Annotated in this window: 22 protein-coding genes; 19 read left to right on the forward strand and 3 right to left on the reverse strand. The window is 65.0% G+C overall.

Annotated features, from left to right (window positions below; all coding sequences use genetic code 11):
- Positions 1-86: 86 nt before the first annotated feature.
- Positions 87-1,109: a tryptophan--tRNA ligase gene (trpS, locus tag U9J41_RS24165; protein ID WP_322404693.1), complete on the forward strand. Its 1,023-nt coding sequence runs from the start codon at positions 87-89 to the stop codon at positions 1,107-1,109.
- Positions 1,110-1,234: 125 nt separating this feature from the next.
- Positions 1,235-2,284: a zinc ribbon domain-containing protein gene (locus tag U9J41_RS24170; protein WP_322404694.1), complete on the forward strand. Its 1,050-nt coding sequence runs from the start codon at positions 1,235-1,237 to the stop codon at positions 2,282-2,284.
- On the opposite strand, the gene U9J41_RS24175 is transcribed toward U9J41_RS24170, so the two are convergent.
- A complete protein-coding gene (locus tag U9J41_RS24175; protein WP_322404695.1) occupies positions 2,281-2,724 on the reverse strand; it encodes a DUF3597 domain-containing protein in 444 nt (147 codons plus the stop codon). The genes U9J41_RS24170 and U9J41_RS24175 overlap by 4 nt on opposite strands.
- A 32-nt stretch (positions 2,725-2,756) precedes the next feature.
- Positions 2,757-3,278, reverse strand: coding sequence for a hypothetical protein (locus U9J41_RS24180; RefSeq protein ID WP_322404696.1), 522 nt, complete (start codon positions 3,276-3,278; stop codon positions 2,757-2,759).
- Between the two features lie 136 nt (positions 3,279-3,414).
- On the opposite strand from U9J41_RS24180, the gene U9J41_RS24185 reads away from it, so the two are divergent.
- The 9 genes from U9J41_RS24185 (at position 3,415) to U9J41_RS24225 (ending at position 14,597) form a co-directional block, all read left to right on the forward strand.
- Positions 3,415-3,750, forward strand: coding sequence for a DUF1294 domain-containing protein (locus tag U9J41_RS24185; protein WP_322404697.1), 336 nt, complete (start codon positions 3,415-3,417; stop codon positions 3,748-3,750).
- Positions 3,751-3,772: 22 nt separating this feature from the next.
- Complete coding sequence (ugpQ, locus tag U9J41_RS24190) at positions 3,773-4,525, forward strand: glycerophosphodiester phosphodiesterase (RefSeq protein ID WP_322404698.1); 753 nt, start codon at positions 3,773-3,775, stop codon at positions 4,523-4,525.
- A gap of 69 nt (positions 4,526-4,594) precedes the next feature.
- Positions 4,595-6,256 carry a flagellinolysin gene (locus tag U9J41_RS24195; protein ID WP_322404699.1) on the forward strand — a complete coding sequence of 554 codons (1,662 nt, stop codon included), beginning with the start codon at positions 4,595-4,597 and terminating at the stop codon, positions 6,254-6,256.
- Between the two features lie 238 nt (positions 6,257-6,494).
- The gene (alaS, locus tag U9J41_RS24200) at positions 6,495-9,110 is read left to right on the forward strand and encodes an alanine--tRNA ligase (RefSeq protein ID WP_322404700.1); all 2,616 of its coding nucleotides are present in this window, start codon (positions 6,495-6,497) and stop codon (positions 9,108-9,110) included.
- A 365-nt stretch (positions 9,111-9,475) separates the two neighbouring features.
- Positions 9,476-9,733 carry a sulfurtransferase TusA family protein gene (locus U9J41_RS24205; RefSeq protein ID WP_322404701.1) on the forward strand — a complete coding sequence of 86 codons (258 nt, stop codon included), beginning with the start codon at positions 9,476-9,478 and terminating at the stop codon, positions 9,731-9,733.
- Positions 9,734-9,981: 248 nt separating this feature from the next.
- Entirely contained in the window at positions 9,982-10,731 is a 750-nt protein-coding gene (locus tag U9J41_RS24210; RefSeq protein ID WP_322404702.1) for an electron transfer flavoprotein subunit beta/FixA family protein, read from the forward strand.
- A gap of 13 nt (positions 10,732-10,744) precedes the next feature.
- A complete protein-coding gene (locus U9J41_RS24215) occupies positions 10,745-11,677 on the forward strand; it encodes an electron transfer flavoprotein subunit alpha/FixB family protein (protein WP_322404703.1) in 933 nt (310 codons plus the stop codon).
- Between the two features lie 187 nt (positions 11,678-11,864).
- Positions 11,865-13,655 (forward strand): acyl-CoA dehydrogenase, encoded by a 1,791-nt coding sequence (locus tag U9J41_RS24220; protein WP_322404704.1) that lies wholly within the window; start codon positions 11,865-11,867, stop codon positions 13,653-13,655.
- A 213-nt stretch (positions 13,656-13,868) separates the two neighbouring features.
- The gene (locus tag U9J41_RS24225) at positions 13,869-14,597 is read left to right on the forward strand and encodes a hypothetical protein (RefSeq protein WP_322404705.1); all 729 of its coding nucleotides are present in this window, start codon (positions 13,869-13,871) and stop codon (positions 14,595-14,597) included.
- 18 nt (positions 14,598-14,615) lie between these two features.
- Here the strand turns inward: U9J41_RS24225 and U9J41_RS24230 are convergent, their stop codons facing one another.
- Positions 14,616-15,029, reverse strand: coding sequence for a TM2 domain-containing protein (locus tag U9J41_RS24230; RefSeq protein WP_322404706.1), 414 nt, complete (start codon positions 15,027-15,029; stop codon positions 14,616-14,618).
- A 323-nt stretch (positions 15,030-15,352) separates the two neighbouring features.
- Between U9J41_RS24230 and rpsP the strand changes: the two genes are divergently transcribed.
- From rpsP to U9J41_RS24270, 8 genes are all read left to right on the forward strand, one after another.
- Positions 15,353-15,601: a 30S ribosomal protein S16 gene (rpsP, locus tag U9J41_RS24235; RefSeq protein ID WP_056440640.1), complete on the forward strand. Its 249-nt coding sequence runs from the start codon at positions 15,353-15,355 to the stop codon at positions 15,599-15,601.
- 70 nt (positions 15,602-15,671) lie between these two features.
- Entirely contained in the window at positions 15,672-16,202 is a 531-nt protein-coding gene (gene rimM / locus U9J41_RS24240) for a ribosome maturation factor RimM (RefSeq protein WP_322404707.1), read from the forward strand.
- 26 nt (positions 16,203-16,228) lie between these two features.
- Positions 16,229-16,990: a tRNA (guanosine(37)-N1)-methyltransferase TrmD gene (gene trmD / locus U9J41_RS24245; RefSeq protein WP_322404708.1), complete on the forward strand. Its 762-nt coding sequence runs from the start codon at positions 16,229-16,231 to the stop codon at positions 16,988-16,990.
- Between the two features lie 91 nt (positions 16,991-17,081).
- Positions 17,082-17,465, forward strand: coding sequence for a 50S ribosomal protein L19 (gene rplS, locus U9J41_RS24250; RefSeq protein WP_322404709.1), 384 nt, complete (start codon positions 17,082-17,084; stop codon positions 17,463-17,465).
- Between the two features lie 59 nt (positions 17,466-17,524).
- Positions 17,525-18,190 (forward strand): CoA pyrophosphatase, encoded by a 666-nt coding sequence (locus U9J41_RS24255; RefSeq protein ID WP_322404710.1) that lies wholly within the window; start codon positions 17,525-17,527, stop codon positions 18,188-18,190.
- Between the two features lie 77 nt (positions 18,191-18,267).
- Entirely contained in the window at positions 18,268-19,227 is a 960-nt protein-coding gene (locus U9J41_RS24260) for a CobD/CbiB family protein (protein ID WP_322404711.1), read from the forward strand.
- 137 nt (positions 19,228-19,364) lie between these two features.
- A complete protein-coding gene (locus U9J41_RS24265; protein WP_322404712.1) occupies positions 19,365-19,706 on the forward strand; it encodes a DUF3579 domain-containing protein in 342 nt (113 codons plus the stop codon).
- 81 nt (positions 19,707-19,787) lie between these two features.
- Positions 19,788-20,237, forward strand: a complete 450-nt coding sequence (locus U9J41_RS24270) for a CBS domain-containing protein (protein WP_322404713.1) — start codon at positions 19,788-19,790, stop codon at positions 20,235-20,237.
- Positions 20,238-20,306: the final 69 nt, after the last annotated feature.

Below are 20,306 nucleotides of genomic sequence, written 5' to 3' on the forward strand. Positions count from 1 at the left end.
CCGAAACGCCGCCTCGATTCCAAGGTGGCGTTTTTGTTGGCGCGGCAGGATCGAGGCAGGGCGGTCAACCACCCAAGGACAACTCGATGAGTCTGCAAACCCCTACCGCTACCACGCCCATCATCCTCACTGGCGACCGGCCCACCGGGCCGCTGCACCTCGGCCACTTCGTCGGCAGCCTGCGCAATCGCGTCACTTACCAGGACCAATATCGCCAGTTCATCATGCTCGCGGACGCCCAGGCGCTCACGGACAATATGGATGATATTGGTAAGGTACACCGGAACGTGATCGAGGTGGCGCTCGATTACCTTGCCGTGGGGATCGACCCGGCCAAGTCGACCATCCTGATCCAGTCGCAGATCCCGGAACTGGCCGAGCTGACCTTCTATTACCTGAACCTCGTGACCGTCGCGCGCCTCGAGCGCAACCCGACCGTCAAGCAGGAAATCATGCTGCGCGGCTTCGAGCGCGACATCCCGGCCGGCTTCCTCACCTACCCGGCGAGCCAGGCCGCCGACATCAGCGCGTTCAAGGCCACCATCGTGCCGGTGGGCGAGGACCAGATCCCGATGATCGAGCAGTGCAACGAGATCGTGCGCAAGTTCAACCGCAACGCCGGCCGCGACATCCTCGTCGAGTGCAAGGCGATCGTGCCGGAAGTCGGCCGCCTGCCGGGTATCGACGGCAAGGCCAAGATGAGCAAGTCGCTGGGCAACACCATCAACCTGGGCGCGTCCGCCGACGAGATCCGCGCCGCCGTCAAGATGGTCTACACCGACCCGCTGCACCTGAAGGTCTCGGACCCCGGCCACCTGGAAGGCAACGTCGCCTTCCTCTACCTGGACGCCTTCGATACCGACAAGGACGGCCTCGCCGAGATGAAGGCGCATTACCAGCGCGGCGGCCTGGGCGATTCCATCGTCAAGAAACGCCTGGAAGGCATCCTGCAAGACATGCTGGCGCCGATCCGCGCCCGCCGCGAGGAACTGGCCAAGGACAAGGGCCAGGTCATGCAGATCCTCAAGGAAGGCACGATGAAGGCGCGCGAGGTGGCGGCGCGCACGACGGACGAGGTGCGCAAGGCCCTCGGTTTGTCTTACTTCTGATCCGCTGCGGGTAGCGACAGACGCGACGTGAGGTAGCGCAAGGCGATGGCTTTGCGCTTTCTTATGGTCCGCTCCATGTATTGATGGCAAGCTGCGGGTTTCGTCATCGATGGAGGAGCGGCACCATGAACAAGGGTTTGCGTTGGACCGAGCAATGGATGCGCCGGGCGCTGTGGATCGTCGCGTTCGTCTTCGCCGGCTTTTTGATCGGGCTCGGCAACCAGGTCGTCGACAACGTGATGTACCTGGAGCCCGTGCCGCCTCCCGAACAATTTCTCGATCCGGCCAAGGCCGGGCCGCTGCAGGCCGCGGTCCGGCAGGCGCAGGACACGCGCGAGAAGGCGGACGCCGCGCTGGAGCAGGCCCAGCAGCAACATCGCGTGGCGCAGGCCAACACGAAGAGCGCGCGCGACGCCTTCGAGAACTGGATCGCGACGCGCCACGCGACGGCGCGCCCCGACCAGGACACTGAACTGATCGCGCGCAACCGTGAGCTGGATAAACTCGTGGCGGCGGAACGCGCCGCGCTCGCCGCAGTCCAATCCCAGGAGCAGGTCGAACTCGACGCCAAGCAGGCCCAGCAGAAAGACGGTGACGCCTACGAGGCGTTGCTGGAACCGGCACGCCAGGCCGCGTATGAAGCGGAGAAACGGGCCGAGCGCAAAGTCTTCCTGATCCGCCTCGGCGTGACCCTGCCGCTGCTGCTGGCGGCGGGCGCGCTGTTCAAATACAAGCGCAACGGCACGTACTGGCCGTTCACGTGGGGCTTCATCTTTTTCGCGCTGTTCGCGTTTTTCGTCGAGCTGGTGCCGTACTTGCCCAGCTATGGCGGCTATGTGCGCTATGGCGTGGGCATCGTCGTGACGGTCGTCGCCGGCCGCTACGCGATCCGCTGGCTGCACGCGTGGCTGGAACGCCAGCGGGCCGCCGAAGCCATGCCGGACGCGCAGCGCCGCACGACGATGCGTTACGACGTGGCGATGGCGCGCATCGCCAAGAACGTATGCCCGTCGTGCGAGCGCGCGACGAATTACAAGGACGAACACCTCGCCCATTGCCCGCACTGCGGCATCGGCCTGTTCGACCGCTGCCCGGCGTGCACGTCGCGCAAGAACGCTTTCACGCGCTATTGCTTTTCGTGCGGCACGCCGGCCAACGTCAGCCTGGCGGATTAGTCCTTCAGGTCGGCCGGCACCTTGCCGCCGTTGGCCGCCAGCTTGTTCATGACCTGGCGGTGCAGCCAGATGTTCATGCTGGCCGAGTCGTTGGTATCGCCCGTGTAGTGCAGCTCGGCGGCCAGTTCCTTGCGCGACTGCAGGCTGGAATCGAGGCCGAGCAGCTTGAGCAGGTCGACGATCGACGTGCGCCAGTTCAGTTGCTGGCCGGACTGCTGCTGCATGTTGTTGAGGACGGCTTCCACGTCGACCTGCTGCATCGCCGCCGGTGCCGGCGCCGCCTGCGGCTGTTGCGCGGATTGCGGGGCCGGTTGCTGCGCGGGCTGTTGCGTCGGCTGCGGCGCGCGTTGCTGGGAGCCCGGGTCGGCCTGTCCGCCGGATTGCGCGGCGGGGTGCGAGGACGGGAAGATCTTGTGGAAGATATTGCTCAGGATACCCATAGCGAGTCCTTTTCGGTGATGGATGGATGCGCTCAATGGCGCTGCTGCATGCCCTGCGCCATATGGCCGAGCGCGATCGCCAGCGCCGCGCCGCCGATGGCCTTGAGCAGGGTCGGGTGTTCGGCATAAAAGTCGCCCATGCGGTCGACGATGCCGGGATTCTGCTGTTCGGCCTTGGACGCCAGTTCCTGCACCTGGTCCGGCGACACCTGGTTCGCCTGTTCCGGCGACACGCGGGCCTGGCCGCCGCCCAGCAGGTTGCCCAGCGCGCCGCCCGCCACGGACGACAGCACGGACGGTCCCACGCTGGCCAGCAGATGGTTCAGCATGCCGGCGCGCTGGTCGGGATTGCTGTTGCTGAATAGCTGGCTGACCATCTGCCCGAACGGCGGCGTCTGGTCGGAGCGCAGCGCCTGGGTCACGCCCTGCGCGACGGTCGCGCGCGGCACGTTCTGGGCCACACTGTCGAAATCGTTCTCGGCCTGCGCCGGGTTGACGTTCGGATTGGCACCGCCCAGGTATTGCTGCAACAGATTGCCCAAATCAAAGCTCATGATGTTCTCCCGCGTTGACGTCGAAGGGCAAGGGTAGGCGTTCGCGCGGGATCGCTCCGTACGGTCGCTAACCGACGGACCGGAATGGCGTGGCGCGGGCATTGCTTGGTGGACACTCATGTCGTAAGCTGAGGGCATGACCTACGCGCCGCTGCTGCTGTTCCTTGCCCTGTACGCCTATGCCGCCCTGGCGCTGGGCCTGCCGTCCGCGGTGGGGCTGGCGTACGTGCTGGCCAGCGCCGCCTGCTTCGCGCTGTATGCGCGCGACAAGGCGGCCGCCCGGCGCGGCGGGCGGCGCACGGCCGAGCGGAATTTGCTGCTGCTGGGCCTGGCGTGCGGCTGGCCCGGCGCCTTGCTGGCGCAACAATGGCTGCGCCACAAGACCGTCAAAATGCCGTTCCGGCACTTGTTCTGGCTGACTGTCGGCGCGAATCTCGCCGGATTCTGCGCCCTGGCGCGCGCGCTGGCCTGAGCACCGTTCACGAGGAGTCATCATGTGGCCTTACCCGAAGATCCTGGCGCACCGCGGCGGCGGCACGCTGGCGCCCGAAAACACGCTGGCCGGCCTGCGCCGCGGCATGGAAGCGGGTTTCCGCGCCATCGAATTCGACGTCATGCTGGCGCAGGACGGCGTCCCCGTCGTGCTGCACGATCCCGAACTGGGCCGCACGGTGGCCGGGTCGGGCTCGGTGGCGGCGATCGACGCGCTCGACCTCGCCGCGCGCGATGCGGGCGCCTGGTTCGCACCCGAATTCGCGGGCGAGCCGGTGCCGCTGTTCGCCGAGTTCGCGCAGTATTGCAAGGCGCACGGCGTGTGGATGAACATCGAGATCAAGCCCGTGCCCGGCCACGACGCGCAGACCGGCACCGTGGTCGCGCGTATGGCGGCGGCCCTGTTCGCCGACGAACTCGCCGCCGGCCGTGTGGAGCGGGCGCCGCTGCTGTCCTCGTTCAGCGAGGCGGCGCTGGAGGCGGCCCGGCACGCTGCGCCGGCCGTGCCGCGTGGGTGGCTGACGGCGTCGCTCCCGCGCGACTGGGAGCGCCGTGCGCGGGCGCTGGACGTGGTCGCCATCCACACCGACCACAGGCGGCTGACGGCCGCCCAGGCCGCCGCGGTGAAGGGGGCCGGTTTGGGCCTGTTCTGCTACACCGTCAATACGCCGGCCCGTGCGCGCGCGCTGTTCGGCTGGGGCGTCGATGGGCTGTGCACGGACCGGATCGACCTCATCGGTCCTGCTTTCAATTAAACCGGATCGTTCTCTCAAGAATTGTAACGTCTTGTCGTTAATGACATTCGGCTACCGGTCACGGCCCTTATGTCTCTATCGATCAACAACAATTCACTGTCACTGAACGCCCAGCGCAAGCTCGCCGACCATACGAACGACGCGAACCGCCTCATCGCGCGCCTGAGTTCGGGCGCACGTATCGGCGGCGCCTCGGACGATCCGGCCGGCCAGGCGCTGGCGTCACGCATGACGTCGCAGCTGACCGGGATGAGCCAGGCCATGCGCAGCATCAACGACGCCACGTCGATGCTGCAGGTGGCGGACAGCACCTTGTCGACCATCACCGACAGCCTGCAGCGCCTGCGCGAACTGGCCGTGGCGTCCGGCAACGGGTCGTACACGGACCGCGACCGCAACACCCTGCAGGCCGAAGCGGACCAGATCCTCAGTCACATCACGCAGACTGGCAATGGCGCCACGTTCAATGGCCAGACGATCTTTTCTCAGGACAACGGGAACGCGCATGAGGACAAGAACAAACGTGCGGTGCTGGACAGCCTCAGGGCCGGCTGGCTGAGCTCCGCCGAAGACATGGTCCAGCAGTACTATGGCTTGCAAGCCGACGGCGCGACGCTCAAGATCAACCTCGACACGACGGACGGGCAGGGCGGTGTGCTCGCGTCCGTCTCGGGCTCGACGGCGGCGGACAGCGACGTCACGCTGAACATCGACATGGCCGATTTCAGCAACATCACGACGCCGGACGGCGGCTCGGGGCCGCTGTACGATGACCGCGTCATTGCGCACGAGATGGTGCACGCGATCATGCTGCGCTCGACCAGTTTCAATTTCCCGCAATGGTTCACGGAAGGCACGGCCGAGCTGATCCAGGGCGCGGACGAGCGCGTTGCCGGCGCGCTGGCCGGCGGCCAGACGGCGGACGACATCGTCGGGACGATCGCGGGCGGTGGCTTTACCTATGAAGGCGGCTACGTCGCGTCGCGCTACCTGCACGACAGGTTGAAAAGCATGGGCGTCGACGGCGGCATGAAGGGCCTGATGACCTACCTGAGCGCCCACCGCACGGCCGACCTGGACACTGCCCTTAAGGCCGTCACCGGCGGGCAGTACCAGGATACGAGCGATTTCATGGCGGACTTTTCCGCGCACGGCGCCGGCTTCATCACGGACACGATGAACCTGACGAATGCCGACACGGGCGCCATCGGCGGCCTCGACGCGGACGGCGGACCGTCGCGCGACGCGCAGGGCGTCGTCGCCGAGGCCGGCTTCGGCACGCCGGACCGGCCGCTGCGCAACTTCAAGGTCGAGTATCCGGACATCGGCACCGCTGCGCCGTCCATGCGTCGCGTGCAGATCCAGGCGGGGGCCGACGCCAGCGACCTGATCGACATGCAGTTCGCGGCCGTGAACGCGAGCGCGCTGGGGCTCGGCGACCTGGACATGCACAACACGGCGGTGGCGCTGCTGCACATCGACGACGCGCTCGCCTTCGTCAGCGACCAGCGCGTGCAGGTGGGCGCCTACAGCAACCGCATGGACGTCGTGGCCAGCAATAACCAGACGGCATCGATGAACCTGGAAGCGGCGCGCGGGCGCATCCAGGACGTCGATTATGCCGGCGACACGGTCCGGCTGACGCGCGTCCAGATCCTGCAGCAGGCGGCGTCGGCCATGCTCACGCAGGCCAATGGGGAGCCGCGGGCGGTGCTGGCGCTGCTGCGCTGATCGGCGTCGCGTGGGGACGGGGCACCCTACGAATGCTGATGGGCGTCTGGTGGGTGCGCACCCCAACAAATGCCCTTCGTGGCGTAGGGTGGGCTCCCCGAGCCCACGACGCATATCCGCGGCGTGCAGTCGTTATCGATCCTGCAACAGCCAACCTTGCGAAAACTATTCAGGGCCATTAGCTACGCTATAATCGATTTTCTTTATATAGCAAGCTGCCTAAATCCGCCCCTACGACATGAAATCCACCGAAATTCGCGAAAAGTTTCTCAAGTTCTTTGAGTCCAAAGGCCACACGATCGTCCGCTCCAGCCCGCTCGTGCCGGGCAACGACCCGACGATGTTGTTGACCAACAGCGGCATGGTGCAGTTCAAGGACGTGTTCCTGGGCCTGGATACGCGTCCGTACAAGCGCGCCACCACCGTGCAGCGCTGCGTGCGCGCCGGCGGCAAGCACAACGACCTGGAAAACGTCGGCTATACCGCGCGCCACCACACGTTCTTCGAAATGCTGGGCAATTTCAGCTTCGGCGACTATTTCAAGCGCGACGCCATCCACTTTGCCTGGGAACTGCTGACCAAGGTGTATAGCCTGCCGGCAGAAAAGCTGACCATCACCGTCTACTTCGAAGACGACGAAGCCTACGGCATCTGGGCGAACGAGATCGGCGTGCCGACGGAGCGGATTATCCGCATCGGCGACAACAAGGGCGCGCGCTACGCATCGGACAATTTCTGGCAGATGGCAGATACCGGCCCATGCGGCCCGTGCACGGAAATCTTCTACGACCACGGCGCGGACATCTGGGGCGGCCCTCCGGGCTCAAAGGAAGAAGACGGCGACCGATTCATCGAGATCTGGAACCTCGTGTTCATGCAGTTCAACCGCGACGAGGCCGGCGTGCTGACCCCGCTGCCGAAGCCGTCGATCGACACCGGCATGGGCCTGGAGCGCCTGGCCGCCGTGCTGCAGCACGTGCACTCGAACTACGAGATCGACCTGTTCCAGAACCTGATCAAGGCCGCCGCCCGCGAAACCGGCGCGACCGACCTCGCGAACAACTCGCTGAAAGTGATCGCCGACCATATCCGCGCGGCCAGCTTCATGATCGTCGACGGCATCATCCCGAGCAGCGAAGGCCACGGCTACGTTTTGCGCCGCATCATCCGCCGCGCGCTGCGCCACGGCCACAAACTGGGGCAGACGAAGCCGTTCTTCTACAAGCTCGTCGGCGACCTGGACATCGAGATGGGCGCGGCGTACCCGGAACTGCACGAGGCGAAAGAGCGCGTGATGCAGGTGCTGAAGGCAGAGGAAGAGCGCTTCGGCGAGACCCTCGAGCACGGCATGAAGATCCTGGAAGCGCAGCTCGCGAAGGACCCGCAGAACCTGGACGGCGCCACCGCCTTCACCCTGTACGACACCTACGGCTTCCCGCTGGACCTGACCGCGGACATCTGCCGCGAGCGCAACATCAAGCTGGACGAGGCAGGTTTTAATGCCGCCATGGAGCAGCAGAAGAAAACCGCCCGCGCCGCCGGCAAGTTCAAGATGGCCGCCAACGTCGAGTACTCGGGCGCAAAGACGACCTTCGTCGGCTACGAAGCGCTCGTGCACAACAGCCGCGTCGTCGCGCTGTACACGGCCGGCGCCCCGGTGCAGGAATTGAGGGCCGGCCAGGACGGCATCGTCGTGCTCGACACGACCCCGTTCTACGCCGAATCCGGTGGCCAGGTGGGCGACAAGGGCCTGCTGAAATCGCCGGGCGGCGTGTTCGACGTGGAAGACACGCTGAAGATCCAGGCGGACGTGTTCGGCCACCACGGCGTGCTGCAGTCGGGCTCGCTGAAAGTCGGCGACGCGGTCGACGCGCAAGTCGATGAAGTCAAGCGCGCCCGCACCATCCGCAACCACTCGGCGACGCACCTGATGCACAAGGCGCTGCGCGAAGTGCTGGGCGGCCACGTGCAGCAGAAGGGCTCGCTGGTCGATCCGGACAAGACCCGCTTCGACTTCAGCCACAATGCCCCGCTGACCGCCGAGGAAATCACGAAGGTCGAGCAGATCGTCAATGCCGAGATCCTGCAGAACCATGCGACCGTGGCGCACCACATGTCGATGGATGACGCGATCAAGCATGGCGCCATGGCCCTGTTTGGCGAGAAATACGGCGACACGGTGCGCGTGCTGGACATCGGCTCGTCGAAAGAGCTGTGCGGTGGCGTGCACGTCACCCGCACGGGCGACATCGGCCTGTTCAAGATCGTGTCCGAATCGGGCGTCGCCGCCGGCATCCGTCGCGTGGAAGCCGTGACGGGCGAGGGCGCACTGGCTCTCGTGCAATCGATCAACCGCAAGCTGAACGAAGCCGCCGGCGTGCTGAAGACGAGCCCGGACGAACTGCCGGTCCGCATCGGCCAGGTGCAGGACCAGGTCAAGTCGCTGGAGAAGGAAATCGCGGCGCTGAAATCGAAACTGGCGGCAGGCCAGGGCGACGAGCTGCTGACGAAAGCCATCGACGTGAACGGCATCAAGGTGCTGGCCGCAACCATGGAAGGCGCCGACGTCGCCGGCCTGCGCGAAACGATGGACAAGCTCAAGGACAAGCTCGGGACGGCCGCCATCGTGCTGGCGTCTGTGCTGGAGGGCAAGGTCAGCCTGATCGCCGGCGTCACCGCCGACGCCACGGGCAAGGTCAAGGCGGGCGATCTCGTCAACTTCGTCGCCAAGCAGGTCGGCGGCAAGGGCGGCGGGCGTCCGGACATGGCCCAGGCGGGAGGTACGGACCCGGCGGGGTTGCCGCAGGCGCTGGCCGGCGTGGCCGGCTGGGTCGGCGAGCGCGTGTCCGCTTGACGTCGCTGGTGGGGTGATTGCTGCCGATGGCATCAATCACATGCCCACGCGAATGTTCGCGTCATGCAGCGTTACTGTTGTAACCGGCGGCGCATGCGTGGCGGGTAGCGTGGGCGGATTCCGCCCACGCGTTCAAATCAGCTCATGATTTGACCTGGACCAACATCGCTGCAGTTGAGCGCGTGGTCGGCGAAGCCGATCACCCTACATCCTCTCATCCGGTCGCTGCCGCCTCATCTATTCTCGTCTGTCAAGTAATTGACGTTGTTACATCGCAACATAGGTACCAAATTTTGGTGCGGCGCGTCATAATGGGGTAATTGGAGTACTATCGGGTCCATGCCCTACCAACTAGCAGGCAATCGATGAGCGAAACCATAATCGACACCGGCACCATCGAGGTCCAGAAGGACCTGGATGCGCGTGGCTTGAATTGCCCGCTGCCGATCCTCAAGGCGAAGAAGGCCCTCGCCGAACTCGCCAGCGGCGACGTGCTGCGCATCGTCGCCACCGACACCGGTTCGGTACGCGACTTCCAGGCGTTCGCCAAGCAGACCGGCAACACGTTGCTGGCGCATACGAACATCAATGGCGAGTTCACGTTCTGGCTCCGCCGTAAGTAACCGCTTACCCGCATCGCGAACCACCCGGCCCGCCGGGCAGGCCACCCCGTCAGCGTGAGCGGGGCAGCACACAACCATTCGGCGCTCCCGCCGTTTTTCTCCGAGAATCCGATAACACAATGAAACACGATTAGGGTGATTCCTCTAACTGAAAAACGCACGATCGTGCTTTAATTCTGACCTGAACGACATTTGCTTTTATAATTCGGATCATTTTTAGTCTTTCACCCATTTTTCAAAGGCACACTATGAAAGTCCTGGTACCCGTCAAACGCGTGGTTGACTACAACGTCAAGGTCCGCGTCAAGTCCGACGGCAGTGGCGTCGATATCGCCAACGTCAAAATGTCGATGAACCCGTTCGACGAGATCGCGGTGGAAGAAGCCACGCGCCTGAAGGAAGCCGGCAAGGTCACCGAGATCGTCGCCGTGACCTGCGGCGTGGCCCAGGCCCAGGAAACCCTGCGTACCGCGATGGCGATCGGCGCCGACCGCGGCGTGCTGGTCGAGACCGGTGCCGAGATCGAGCCGCTGGGTGTGGCCAAGGTGTTGAAGGCGCTGGCCGTCGAAGAGCAGCCGCAACTGATCATCCTGGGCAAGCAGGCGATCGACGACGATTCGAACCAGACCGGCCAGATGCTGGCCGCGCTGCTGGGCTGGCCGCAGGCGACGTTCGCCTCGAAGGTCGTGCTGGAAGACGACAAGGTCACCGTGACCCGCGAAGTGGACGGCGGCCTGGAAACCGTGCAGTTGACGCTGCCGGCGATCATCACCACCGACCTGCGCCTGAACGAGCCGCGCTACGTCACGCTGCCGAACATCATGAAGGCCAAGAAAAAGCCGCTGACGACCGTCAAGCCGGAAGACCTGGGCGTCGACGTCACGCCGCGCCTGAAGATCGTCAAGGTCGCCGAGCCGGCCAAGCGTTCGGCCGGCGTCAAAGTGCCCGATGTGGCGACCCTGGTTGCGAAGCTGCGCACCGAAGCCAAAGTCATCTAATTAAGGAATAACCATGGTCGCACTCGTCATTGCTGAACACGACAACGCCCACCTGAAGGCTGTCACCCTGAACACCGTCACCGCGGCCGCACAATGCGGCGGCGACGTCCACATCCTCGTCGCCGGCAGCAATTGCGGCGCCGTCGCGGAAGCGGCCGCCAAGGTTGCCGGTGTGTCGAAAGTGCTCGTCGCCGACGCGCCGCAGTTCGCCGACGGCCTCGCCGAGAACGTCGCCGAGCAGGTCCTGGCCGTCGCCGGTAACTACTCGCACATCCTGGCCCCGGCCAGCGCCCACGGCAAGAACGTGCTGCCGCGCGTGGCCGCCAAGCTGGACGTCGCGCAGATCTCGGAAATCACCAAGGTCGACTCGCCCGATACGTTCGAGCGCCCGATCTACGCCGGCAACGCCATCGCCACCGTGCAGTCGACCGACAAGGTGAAGGTCATCACCGTGCGCGGCACCGGCTTCGACGCCGCCGCCGCCGAAGGTGGTTCGGCCGCCATCGAGACCGTCGCCGCCGTCGCGGACTCGGGCAAGTCGAGCTTCGTGGGCCGCGAGGTGGCCAAGTCGGACCGTCCGGAACTGACCGGCGCCAAGGTCGTCGTCTCGGGCGGCCGCGGCATGGGGTCGGGCGACAACTTCAAGATCCTGGAGCCGTTGGCCGACAGGCTGGGCGCCGCCATGGGCGCGTCGCGCGCCGCCGTGGACGCCGGCTACGTGCCGAACGACTGGCAGGTCGGCCAGACCGGCAAGATCGTCGCGCCGCAGCTGTACATCGCCGTCGGTATCTCCGGCGCGATCCAGCACCTGGCCGGCATGAAGGATTCGAAGACCATCGTCGCCATCAACAAGGATCCTGAAGCGCCGATCTTCTCGGTGGCCGACTACGGCATCGTCGGCGACCTGTTCGAGGTCGTGCCGGCCCTGGTCAAGGAACTGGGCTGACCCGCTCGCTGGTGGCATGCACGCATGACCACCAGCAAAAAACACGTCGTTCCCGCGCAGGCGGGAACCCAGGTCCGTAGCGTACTACCGGCGCTTGCCATTGCTGGCGGCGCAGACTATTTGGGTTCCCGCCTTTTTTGCGCCCGGCGGTTGACGTTTACGTAAACGAGAAAACTAGGAGACCGCGGTGACCTACAACGCCCCCCTGAAAGACATGCTGTTCGTGATGAACGAACTGGCCAACCTGTCCGAGATCAACCAGTTGCCCGGCTGCGAAGATGCGACGCCCGACACCGTCGAAGCCGTGCTGGAAGAAAACGCGAAATTCTGCGGCGGCGTCGTCGCCCCGCTGAACCACCCCGGCGACAAGGAGCCGAGCTACTGGCACGACGGCCAGGTCACGACGTCGAAGGGCTTCAAGGAAGCGTTCAGGAGCTTCGCGGACGCCGGCTGGCAGGGCGTGCAGCATCCGGCCGAATTCGGCGGCCAGGGCTTGCCCAAGCTCGTCGCCACGCCATGCATCGAAATGCTGAATAGCGCGAACATCGCGTTCGCCCTCGTTGGCCTCCTGACCGACGGCGCCATCGAGGCGCTGCTGACCGCCGGCACCGACGAACAGAAGACGCGCTTCATCGAGCCGCTGATCAGCGGCAAATGGACCGGCACGATGAACCTGACGGAGCCGCAGGCCGGTTCCGACCTCGCCGCCGTGCGCACGCGCGCCGTGCCGCAGGGCGACGGCACGTACAGGATCTTCGGCACCAAGATCTTCATCACCTACGGCGAGCACGACATGGCGGAGAACATCATCCACCTGGTGCTGGCGCGCACGCCGGATGCGCCCGCGGGCGTGAAGGGGATCTCGCTGTTCATCGTGCCGAAGTTCATGGTGGGCGACGACGGCTCGCTGGGCGAACGCAATGACGTGCACTGCGTCTCGATCGAGCACAAACTGGGCATCAAGGCGAGCCCGACCGCAGTGCTGCAGTTCGGCGACCATGGGGGCGCGATCGGCACGCTCGTCGGCGAAGAAAACCGCGGCCTCGAATACATGTTCATCATGATGAACGCGGCCCGCTTCGGCGTCGGCATGCAGGGCATCGGCCTCGCCGAACGCGCCTACCAGCAGGCCGTCGCGTTCGCGAAGGAGCGCGTCCAGTCGCGCGCCGTCGAAGGCTCCGCGGGTCCTGTCGCCATCATCCAGCACCCGGACGTGCGCCGCATGCTGATGTCGATGCGCGCCCAGACGGAAGCGGCGCGCGCGCTCGCCTACGTCGGCGCCGGCCTGTCCGACCTGGCGCACAGCCATCCGGACGAAGCGACCCGCAAGGCCAACCTGGCCGCGTACGAATACCTCGTGCCGGTGATCAAGGGCTGGTCGACGGAGATGAGCGAGAACGTCGCGCGCGACGGCGTGCAGGTGCATGGCGGCATGGGCTTCATCGAAGAAACGGGCGCCGCCCAGCACTACCGCGACGCCAAGATCCTGACGATCTACGAAGGCACGACGGCGATCCAGGCCAACGACCTCGTGGGCCGCAAGACCGTGCGCGACGGCGGCGCCGTGGCGAAGGCCATCCTGGCACAAGTCCGTGCGACCGAGGCGCAGCTGGGCGAGGTGCAGGATGCCGACCTGGCCGCGATCCGCGCGCAGCTGGCGGCCGGCAGCGCGGCGCTGGAAGCCGTCGTCGACTACGTCGTGGCGAATGCGAAATCCGACGTGCGCGGCGTGTTCGCGGGCAGTGTCCTGTACCTGAAGCTGGCCGGCATCGTGCTGGGCGGCTGGCAGATGGCGCGCGCGGCACTGGTCGCGCGCCAAAAGCTGGAGGGCGGCGCCGGCGACGCGGCGTTCTACCGCGCCAAGATCGCCACCGCGCGCTTCTTCGCCGACCATATCCTGGCGCAGGCGGATGGCCTGCGTCACGCGATCGTGGATGGCAGCGCGGGCGTGCTGGCGCTGGACGTCGACCAGTTCTGACGGTCGCACGGGACCCTTCGAAAGCGGCCTGCGGGCCGCTTTTTTGTGGCGCTGCGCCGCGACGATGGCGTTCGGCCGGCGATTTGTTGTGTGCCGCCGACCGGCGCCGCGCGTTTGATGCCCGTCATGCGTAATGGGGAGTGGCTGCTCCTAGAATCAATCGGTCGCACCCACGGATGTGTTTCGCGGTGCATGGCCAACCAAGGAGCGCCCATGTTTTCCATGAAGCCGGATAAGGTGTTACCGATTACCGCTGCCTGCGCGGTACTGTGTGCGCTCGCCGCCTGCGGGGGCGGCGGCGATCCCGCCTCCACGACGACGGCCGCCGATCCGCCGGCGGCGCCGAGCCCGAGCCCCACGCCAACGCCGGCCCCGACGCCGGCGCCGGTACCCACGCCGGCGCCGCCGCCACCCACCGATCCCGCGCCGCCGCCGGACATCGTGCTGGCACCCACCTATACCGAGATTTCAGCCACGGTGACTTTCAGCCGGCCGCACTGGCCCGCATGGAGCCACTCGGGGACAGCCGTCGTCGACGGCGTCGGCTGCGCGAAGAACGAGAACTACCACATCCACGCGCTACTCTCGGTCTACCAGGATGGCGTGCGGCTCGCATTGCCGGAGTCGATCGGCCGCGGCAGCGGGTGCGCGTACGAGATGCACACGCACGACGGCTCCGGCGTCATGCACGTCGAGACGGACGTGCCCAAGGTCTTCACGCTGGGCCAGTTCTTCGCGTTGTGGGGGCAGCCGTTAAGCGCGGCGGCGGTGGCCGGCCTGCCGGGCAAGCCGACCTATTACATCGTCGACAAGGAAAAGGTCACGCGCGTCACGGTCGATCCGTCCACCATCACGCTGGACGCGCACCGGGAAATCGTGATCGTGACGGGCACGCCGCCCACGCAGGTGCCCCGGTATGACTGGAATACGAGCGGATTGTGATGCCGGCGCGGCGCGCGGTCAGCCGTATGCGCCGCCCGTGTAGAGCAGGTCGAACAGGCGCGAGATGGCGGCGATGAGTGCCGTCGTGCCCACCAGCATCGTAATCACGACCAGCAGGATCACGAACCAGTGCGAATGCGATGTGCGCCCGGAGCCGGCGTTGTAGCGGGCGTCCCATTTCTCGTCCGGCATGAGACCGAAGACGAGCGCTTCGACGAACCCGACGATCCAGGACACGATGAGGGGCAGCAGCACATAGAACGGATTGGGCGCGTGTCCGATGCCGTACACGAGGCCGGCGGCCGGGACGCTGCAGACGTGCAGCAGGCCGATGCGGTCGACGCCGCCCTTGAGATAGAAACGGTGCGCGCCGAGTCCGCCGAGCAGGAAGGCGAGGGCGGTGGCGAAAGTCTTGTTCTTATGCTGCGGCATCGCGTTATTGTTGAAAGGAAAGCGAACAGTATCGTCCAAAACGGCATGCGTCGCACGCGCTTTCGTGGTCGCGCGCCTAAGCACGAGGCGGCGCCCGCGAGGCCGGCAGGGCGGTATAGTGGCGGAGCATCGCAAAATAGGCGATAATCTTGGATTCGGCCGGGACTGCGCGCCCAGCGTTCTTGGTTGTTTAACGGAACCTCAAAAACCGTCGCGAACCCGCGGCAGGTTTTTGACGTTCCATTATATAAACGCTTGCTGATGCACGGTGCAGCGCGCTATAATCGTCGGCTTTCTCCGTCCAGCACACTTTTGGAAATATTATGGTCGTTATTCGTTTAGCTCGTGGTGGTGCCAAAAAGCGCCCGTTCTACAACATCGTTGCAACCGACTCGCGCAATCGCCGCGACGGCCGTTTCATCGAGCGCATCGGTTACTACAACCCGATGGCGTCGGGCAAGGAAGTCGGCCTGAACATCACCGCAGATCGCCTGTCGTACTGGCAAGGCGTTGGCGCACAACTGTCGCCGACCGTTGCCCGCCTGATCTCGTCGCAAAAGGCTGCAGCCTAATTCAAGGTTGTACGGTTTGACCGATTCGGCAACACATTCGGCATCGACCCCGGCGCAAGCCGGGACGCAAGTGCCTGACGACCTGATCCAGGTTGGCTACATTGCCGGCGCCTATGGGCTCCGTGGCGGCGTGCGCGTCACGCCGCACTCGATGGATGCGGATGCGCTGCTGAACGTCAAGACCTGGTGGCTCGACAAGCCGTCGCTGCAGGCCGTCAAAGTGCGGAATGCCAAGTATCACAGCGGCGACGTGACGGCTACGCTGGCCGACGTCACCGACCGTGAAATGGCCGAGGCGCTCAAGGGTGCCGCGGTCCAGGTGTCGCGGGCGGATTTTCCGGAGCTTCCGGAAGACGAGTATTACTGGACCGACCTGATCGGCTTGGATACGGTCAACCTGCAGGGCGAAGCGCTCGGCAAGGTCACCGATATGATGCACAATGGTGCGCAGTCCATTCTGCGCATCGCGCCCGAGTCCGATCCGAGCGCCGCTCCCGATGCCAAGGCGCCGGAGCGGCTGGTGCCGTTCGTGGACCAGTACGTCAAGACGGTCGACCTGCAAGCCAGGCTGATTACCCTGGACTGGGGCCTGGATTATTGATCCCGTCCACCTGAAGCGAGGTCCCGATGCAGTTTGACGTCGTGAGCTTGTTTCCCGAAATGTTTGCCGCATTGACGCAGTCGGGCGTGACCCGGCGCGCGCACGAGCAGGGTTTGTGGAACCTGGCGATCTGGAATCCGCGCGATTTCACGCAAGATCGCCACCGCACCGTGGACGATCGCCCGTATGGCGGCGGTCCCGGCATGGTGATGCTGGCCAAACCGCTCGAAGCGACGATCAGCGCGGCGAAGCAGCGCCAGGTCGATATGGGCCTCCCGGCGCCGCGCGTCGTGTTCATGTCGCCGCAAGGCAAGCCGTTGACGCACGAACGCGTGATGGGTCTGAAGAACGAGTCCGGCCTCGTGGTGTTGTGCGGACGCTATGAGGCGGTCGACCAGCGCCTGCTGGACCGTGTCGTCGATGAGGAAATCTCGCTCGGCGATTTCGTGCTGTCCGGCGGCGAATTGCCGGCGATGGCACTGATGGATGCCGTGGTGCGGCACCTGCCCGGTGTGCTGGGTGACGATGCATCGGCGGTCGAAGACAGTTTTGTGAACGGCCTGCTGGATTCGCCGCATTACACGCGTCCGGAAGTCTACGAAGGCGAGGCCGTGCCGCCCGTGCTGATGGGCGGCAACCACGCCGAGATCATGAAGTGGCGCCGCCAGCGTATGCTGGAGGCGACCGCGAAGAAACGGCCGGATCTGCTGGACAAGGCGCGCAGCGCCGGTCTGCTGACGAAGGCCGACGAGCAGTTTCTCGCGACTTTGAAAAAGGTCGTGGAATAAAGGCGGGTAACCATATCGGGTACCCCCGTGTTTAACCCCATCCTCTACCGGGCACCGAACGCGCCGGCAAGATGGTATAAGGAGTCTACAAATGGATCTGATCCAGCAACTCGAGCAAGAAGAGATTGCGCGCCTCGGCCGCAACATCCCTGATTTCGCACCAGGCGATACCGTTATCGTCAGCGTCAACGTCGTCGAAGGCAACCGCAAGCGCGCCCAGGCATACGAAGGCGTCGTGATTTCGCGTCGTAACCGCGGCCTGAACTCGAACTTCATCGTTCGCAAGATCTCGTCGGGCGAAGGCGTGGAGCGTACGTTCCAGCTGTACTCGCCGCTGATCGCTTCGATCGAAGTGAAGCGTCGTGGTGACGTGCGTCGTGCGAAGCTGTACTACCTGCGCGAGCGTTCGGGCAAATCGGCACGTATCAAAGAGAAACTGCCGACCCGCAAAGCCGCTACGACTGCTGCGAAGTAATAGCGTCTGTGGTGAGGAAAAGGCATCCATTTGGATGCCTTTTCTTTTTGGAGAAAGCCTTGGCAACACTGCATATCGATCCCAAGCGTCTGCCCGTCGACGCGATCGCCGGCGAGCCTGCCCTGGCGGCCGAACGCATGGACGTCGCCTGGCTGCGCGAACGCCTCGCCCATCCGCCGCTGTGGGCGCCGGAATTGCCCGAGGACTTGCGCCTGCGCTTCCCGACGCTGCGGCGCGCGGCCGTGCTGATACCCATCGTGCGCCGGCCCGACGGCCTGACGGTGTTGTTGACCCAGCGCACCGAACACCTGACCAACCACGCGGGCCAGGTCAGCTTTCCCGGCGGCCGCACAGACGAGGGCGATTCCTCGCCCATCGAGACGGCCCTGCGCGAATCGGAGGAAGAGATCGGCCTCGCGCGCCGCCACGTGGAGATCGTGGGCGTGCTGCCCGACCATGTCACCGCCTCCGCCTACATCGTCACGCCCGTGGTGGGCCTCGTCACGCCGCCGTTCGACCTGGTGGCCGAATCGAACGAAGTGGCCGCCATTTTTGAAGTGCCCCTGCAATTCCTGATGGACGGCATGAACCATCAGCGGATGTCGTTCGAGCTGCCCGACGGCGGCGGCCGGCGCAGTTTTTATGCGATGCCGTACGAACGCTTCTTCATCTGGGGCGCGACGGCGGGTATGCTGCGCAATCTGTTTCATTTGTTACGCGCCTGATGGGGAATGGACTCTCGCCGGTCTCTGCGCTATCGTAGCGGGCAATGAAGTAAGGCAACAACGACAAAGGACCGTGCATGACATTCTTTTCCATCCTGTGCGCGCTGCTCATCGAACAGCTGAAGCCGCTGCGCGCAGATAACCAGATCTACGCCGAGATCAAGCGCCTGGCCATGCGGATCGAAGGCTGGTGCAATGCCGGCCAGGCCAGCCATGGCCGGTTGGGCTGGTTCCTGATGATGGCGGTCCTGATGCTGCCGACGGCCGTGATCTACGGCGCCCTCCTGTATTACCGCCTGGTGTTCGCCGCGTTCGCCTGGAACGTGCTGATCGTCTACCTCACCCTCGGTTTCCGCCATTACAGCCACTACTTCACGTCGATCCAGTTCGCGCTCAACGCGGGCGACGAGGCCACGGCGCGCACGCTGCTGGGCGAATGGGCCCGGATCGACACGGTCGGCATGGATGCGACGGAAATCGCCCGCATCGCGGTCGAAAAATCCCTGATCACGACGCACCGCAACGTGTTCGGCGTGTTCTTCTGGTTCCTGATGCCGCTCGGCCCGGCCTGTGCCGTCATGTACCGCGTGTCCGAATACCTGGCGCGCGCATGGAACGAACCGGACCACATGCGCAACGAGGCCTTCGGCGAATTCGCCGCCCGCGCGTTCTACTGGATCGACTGGGTGCCCGTACGCCTGACGGCCATCGCATTCGCCGTCGTCGGTAATTTCGAGGACGCGATCTATGCGTGGCGCAATTTCGCCAACCGGTGGACGGACGAATCGAAAGGCATCATCCTGGCCGCGGGCGGCGGCGCCATGGGCGTGCGCCTCGGCAGCCCGGCCGAGAACGCGCCGCGCGTCATGCCGGCCGACGCGGCGGCCGTCGACCTGTCCGCCAGCGAAGACGACATGCTGCCCGGCGATGAGCCGAACGTGCGCGCACTGCAAAGCACGGTCGGCCTGGTGTGGCGCGCGCTGCTATTATGGATGCTGCTCCTGCTGCTGCTGTCCGGCGCGGTCCTGCTCGGGTGATCGTCCTCGGCGGCAGGATATCGTGCCGATTGTCGTGCCGGTCGACCCGATCGGCACGCGGGGCTCGTCCGCAAGTCTTCTATAAGATATAATAGTCGGGTTGTTCTCATCCACGCCTTTGTTTCAGAAGCCGCACTATGGCCGACTCACCGCAAACCGGGAAAGGCGCCGACGAATTCTTCATTCTCGGCGTGACAAGTAAGGGCAGGCAGTTCCGCCCGAGTGACTGGGCCGAACGTCTGTGTGGCGTCATGTCGTGCTTCCGGCCGGCCGGAAGCGGCGGTCCGAACGCCCACCTCAAGTTTTCGCCGTACGTGCACCCGACCGTCGTCAACGGCGTCAAGGCGGTCGTCGTGAACAATGCCCTCAAAAGCATCGAACCGCTGGCCTACCACTTCGTGTGCAATTTCGCCAAAGACAACGACCTGCAAGTCGTCGAGGCCTGCTTCGTACCCCCGGCAGACGACAAGAAATCCTGACCGGCGCCGTGCAGGTTTGATTTATCGCCAACCTGCACTATGCTCCAAGGATAGCGTAAGCATCTGACGTTGGAGCTGGCCATGGAAGTCGGAAAACTCTGTACGGTCGACACCGTCTTCTGCGCGCGCGACGAAAGCGTGCAGGGTGCGGCCTTTCTCATGCGCAAACATCACGTGGGCGACATCGTCGTCGTCGACGGTGCGGACAGCATCCCCACGCCCGCCGGCATCGTCACGGACCGCGACATCGTCGTCTCCGTCGTCGCCCTCGGCCTCGATCCGAACGGATTGCAGGTGGGCGACATCATGACGGACGACCTGCTCACCGCCGACGAGCACGACGACGTCACCGTCACGATCGAACGCATGCGCCTGCGCGGCATCCGCCGGGTGCCGGTGGTGGGCGAGGGCGGGCGCCTCGTCGGCATCGTCAGTGCCGACGACCTGCTCGGCTTCCTGGCCGAGGAAATGGAAGACCTCGCCCGCATCAGCCCCTACCAGCAACAGCACGAACGGCGTACGCGGCAATGAGGGTAAGCCCGGCCTAAGTCCCCGTCTGTTACCATGTCCCACGGACAATGGTTCTTACAGACGGAGACC

Source organism: Massilia luteola, assembly GCF_034420155.1.
Classification (GTDB): domain Bacteria; phylum Pseudomonadota; class Gammaproteobacteria; order Burkholderiales; family Burkholderiaceae_D; genus Telluria; species Telluria luteola.

Coding starts and splice junctions, on each gene's coding strand:
- alaS (WP_322404700.1), top strand. CDS start 6,495: ATGAAATCCACCGAAATTCGCGAAAAGTTTCTCAAGTTCTTTGAGTCC.
- U9J41_RS24210 (WP_322404702.1), top strand. CDS start 9,982: ATGAAAGTCCTGGTACCCGTCAAACGCGTGGTTGACTACAACGTCAAG.
- U9J41_RS24205 (WP_322404701.1), top strand. CDS start 9,476: ATGAGCGAAACCATAATCGACACCGGCACCATCGAGGTCCAGAAGGAC.
- U9J41_RS24195 (WP_322404699.1), top strand. CDS start 4,595: ATGTCTCTATCGATCAACAACAATTCACTGTCACTGAACGCCCAGCGC.
- U9J41_RS24265 (WP_322404712.1), top strand. CDS start 19,365: ATGGCCGACTCACCGCAAACCGGGAAAGGCGCCGACGAATTCTTCATT.
- ugpQ (WP_322404698.1), top strand. CDS start 3,773: ATGTGGCCTTACCCGAAGATCCTGGCGCACCGCGGCGGCGGCACGCTG.
- U9J41_RS24170 (WP_322404694.1), top strand. CDS start 1,235: ATGAACAAGGGTTTGCGTTGGACCGAGCAATGGATGCGCCGGGCGCTG.
- rplS (WP_322404709.1), top strand. CDS start 17,082: ATGGATCTGATCCAGCAACTCGAGCAAGAAGAGATTGCGCGCCTCGGC.
- U9J41_RS24180 (WP_322404696.1), bottom strand. CDS start 3,278: ATGAGCTTTGATTTGGGCAATCTGTTGCAGCAATACCTGGGCGGTGCC.
- U9J41_RS24175 (WP_322404695.1), bottom strand. CDS start 2,724: ATGGGTATCCTGAGCAATATCTTCCACAAGATCTTCCCGTCCTCGCAC.
- rpsP (WP_056440640.1), top strand. CDS start 15,353: ATGGTCGTTATTCGTTTAGCTCGTGGTGGTGCCAAAAAGCGCCCGTTC.
- U9J41_RS24260 (WP_322404711.1), top strand. CDS start 18,268: ATGACATTCTTTTCCATCCTGTGCGCGCTGCTCATCGAACAGCTGAAG.
- U9J41_RS24185 (WP_322404697.1), top strand. CDS start 3,415: ATGACCTACGCGCCGCTGCTGCTGTTCCTTGCCCTGTACGCCTATGCC.
- U9J41_RS24215 (WP_322404703.1), top strand. CDS start 10,745: ATGGTCGCACTCGTCATTGCTGAACACGACAACGCCCACCTGAAGGCT.
- U9J41_RS24270 (WP_322404713.1), top strand. CDS start 19,788: ATGGAAGTCGGAAAACTCTGTACGGTCGACACCGTCTTCTGCGCGCGC.
- trpS (WP_322404693.1), top strand. CDS start 87: ATGAGTCTGCAAACCCCTACCGCTACCACGCCCATCATCCTCACTGGC.
- trmD (WP_322404708.1), top strand. CDS start 16,229: ATGCAGTTTGACGTCGTGAGCTTGTTTCCCGAAATGTTTGCCGCATTG.
- U9J41_RS24225 (WP_322404705.1), top strand. CDS start 13,869: ATGTTTTCCATGAAGCCGGATAAGGTGTTACCGATTACCGCTGCCTGC.
- U9J41_RS24230 (WP_322404706.1), bottom strand. CDS start 15,029: ATGCCGCAGCATAAGAACAAGACTTTCGCCACCGCCCTCGCCTTCCTG.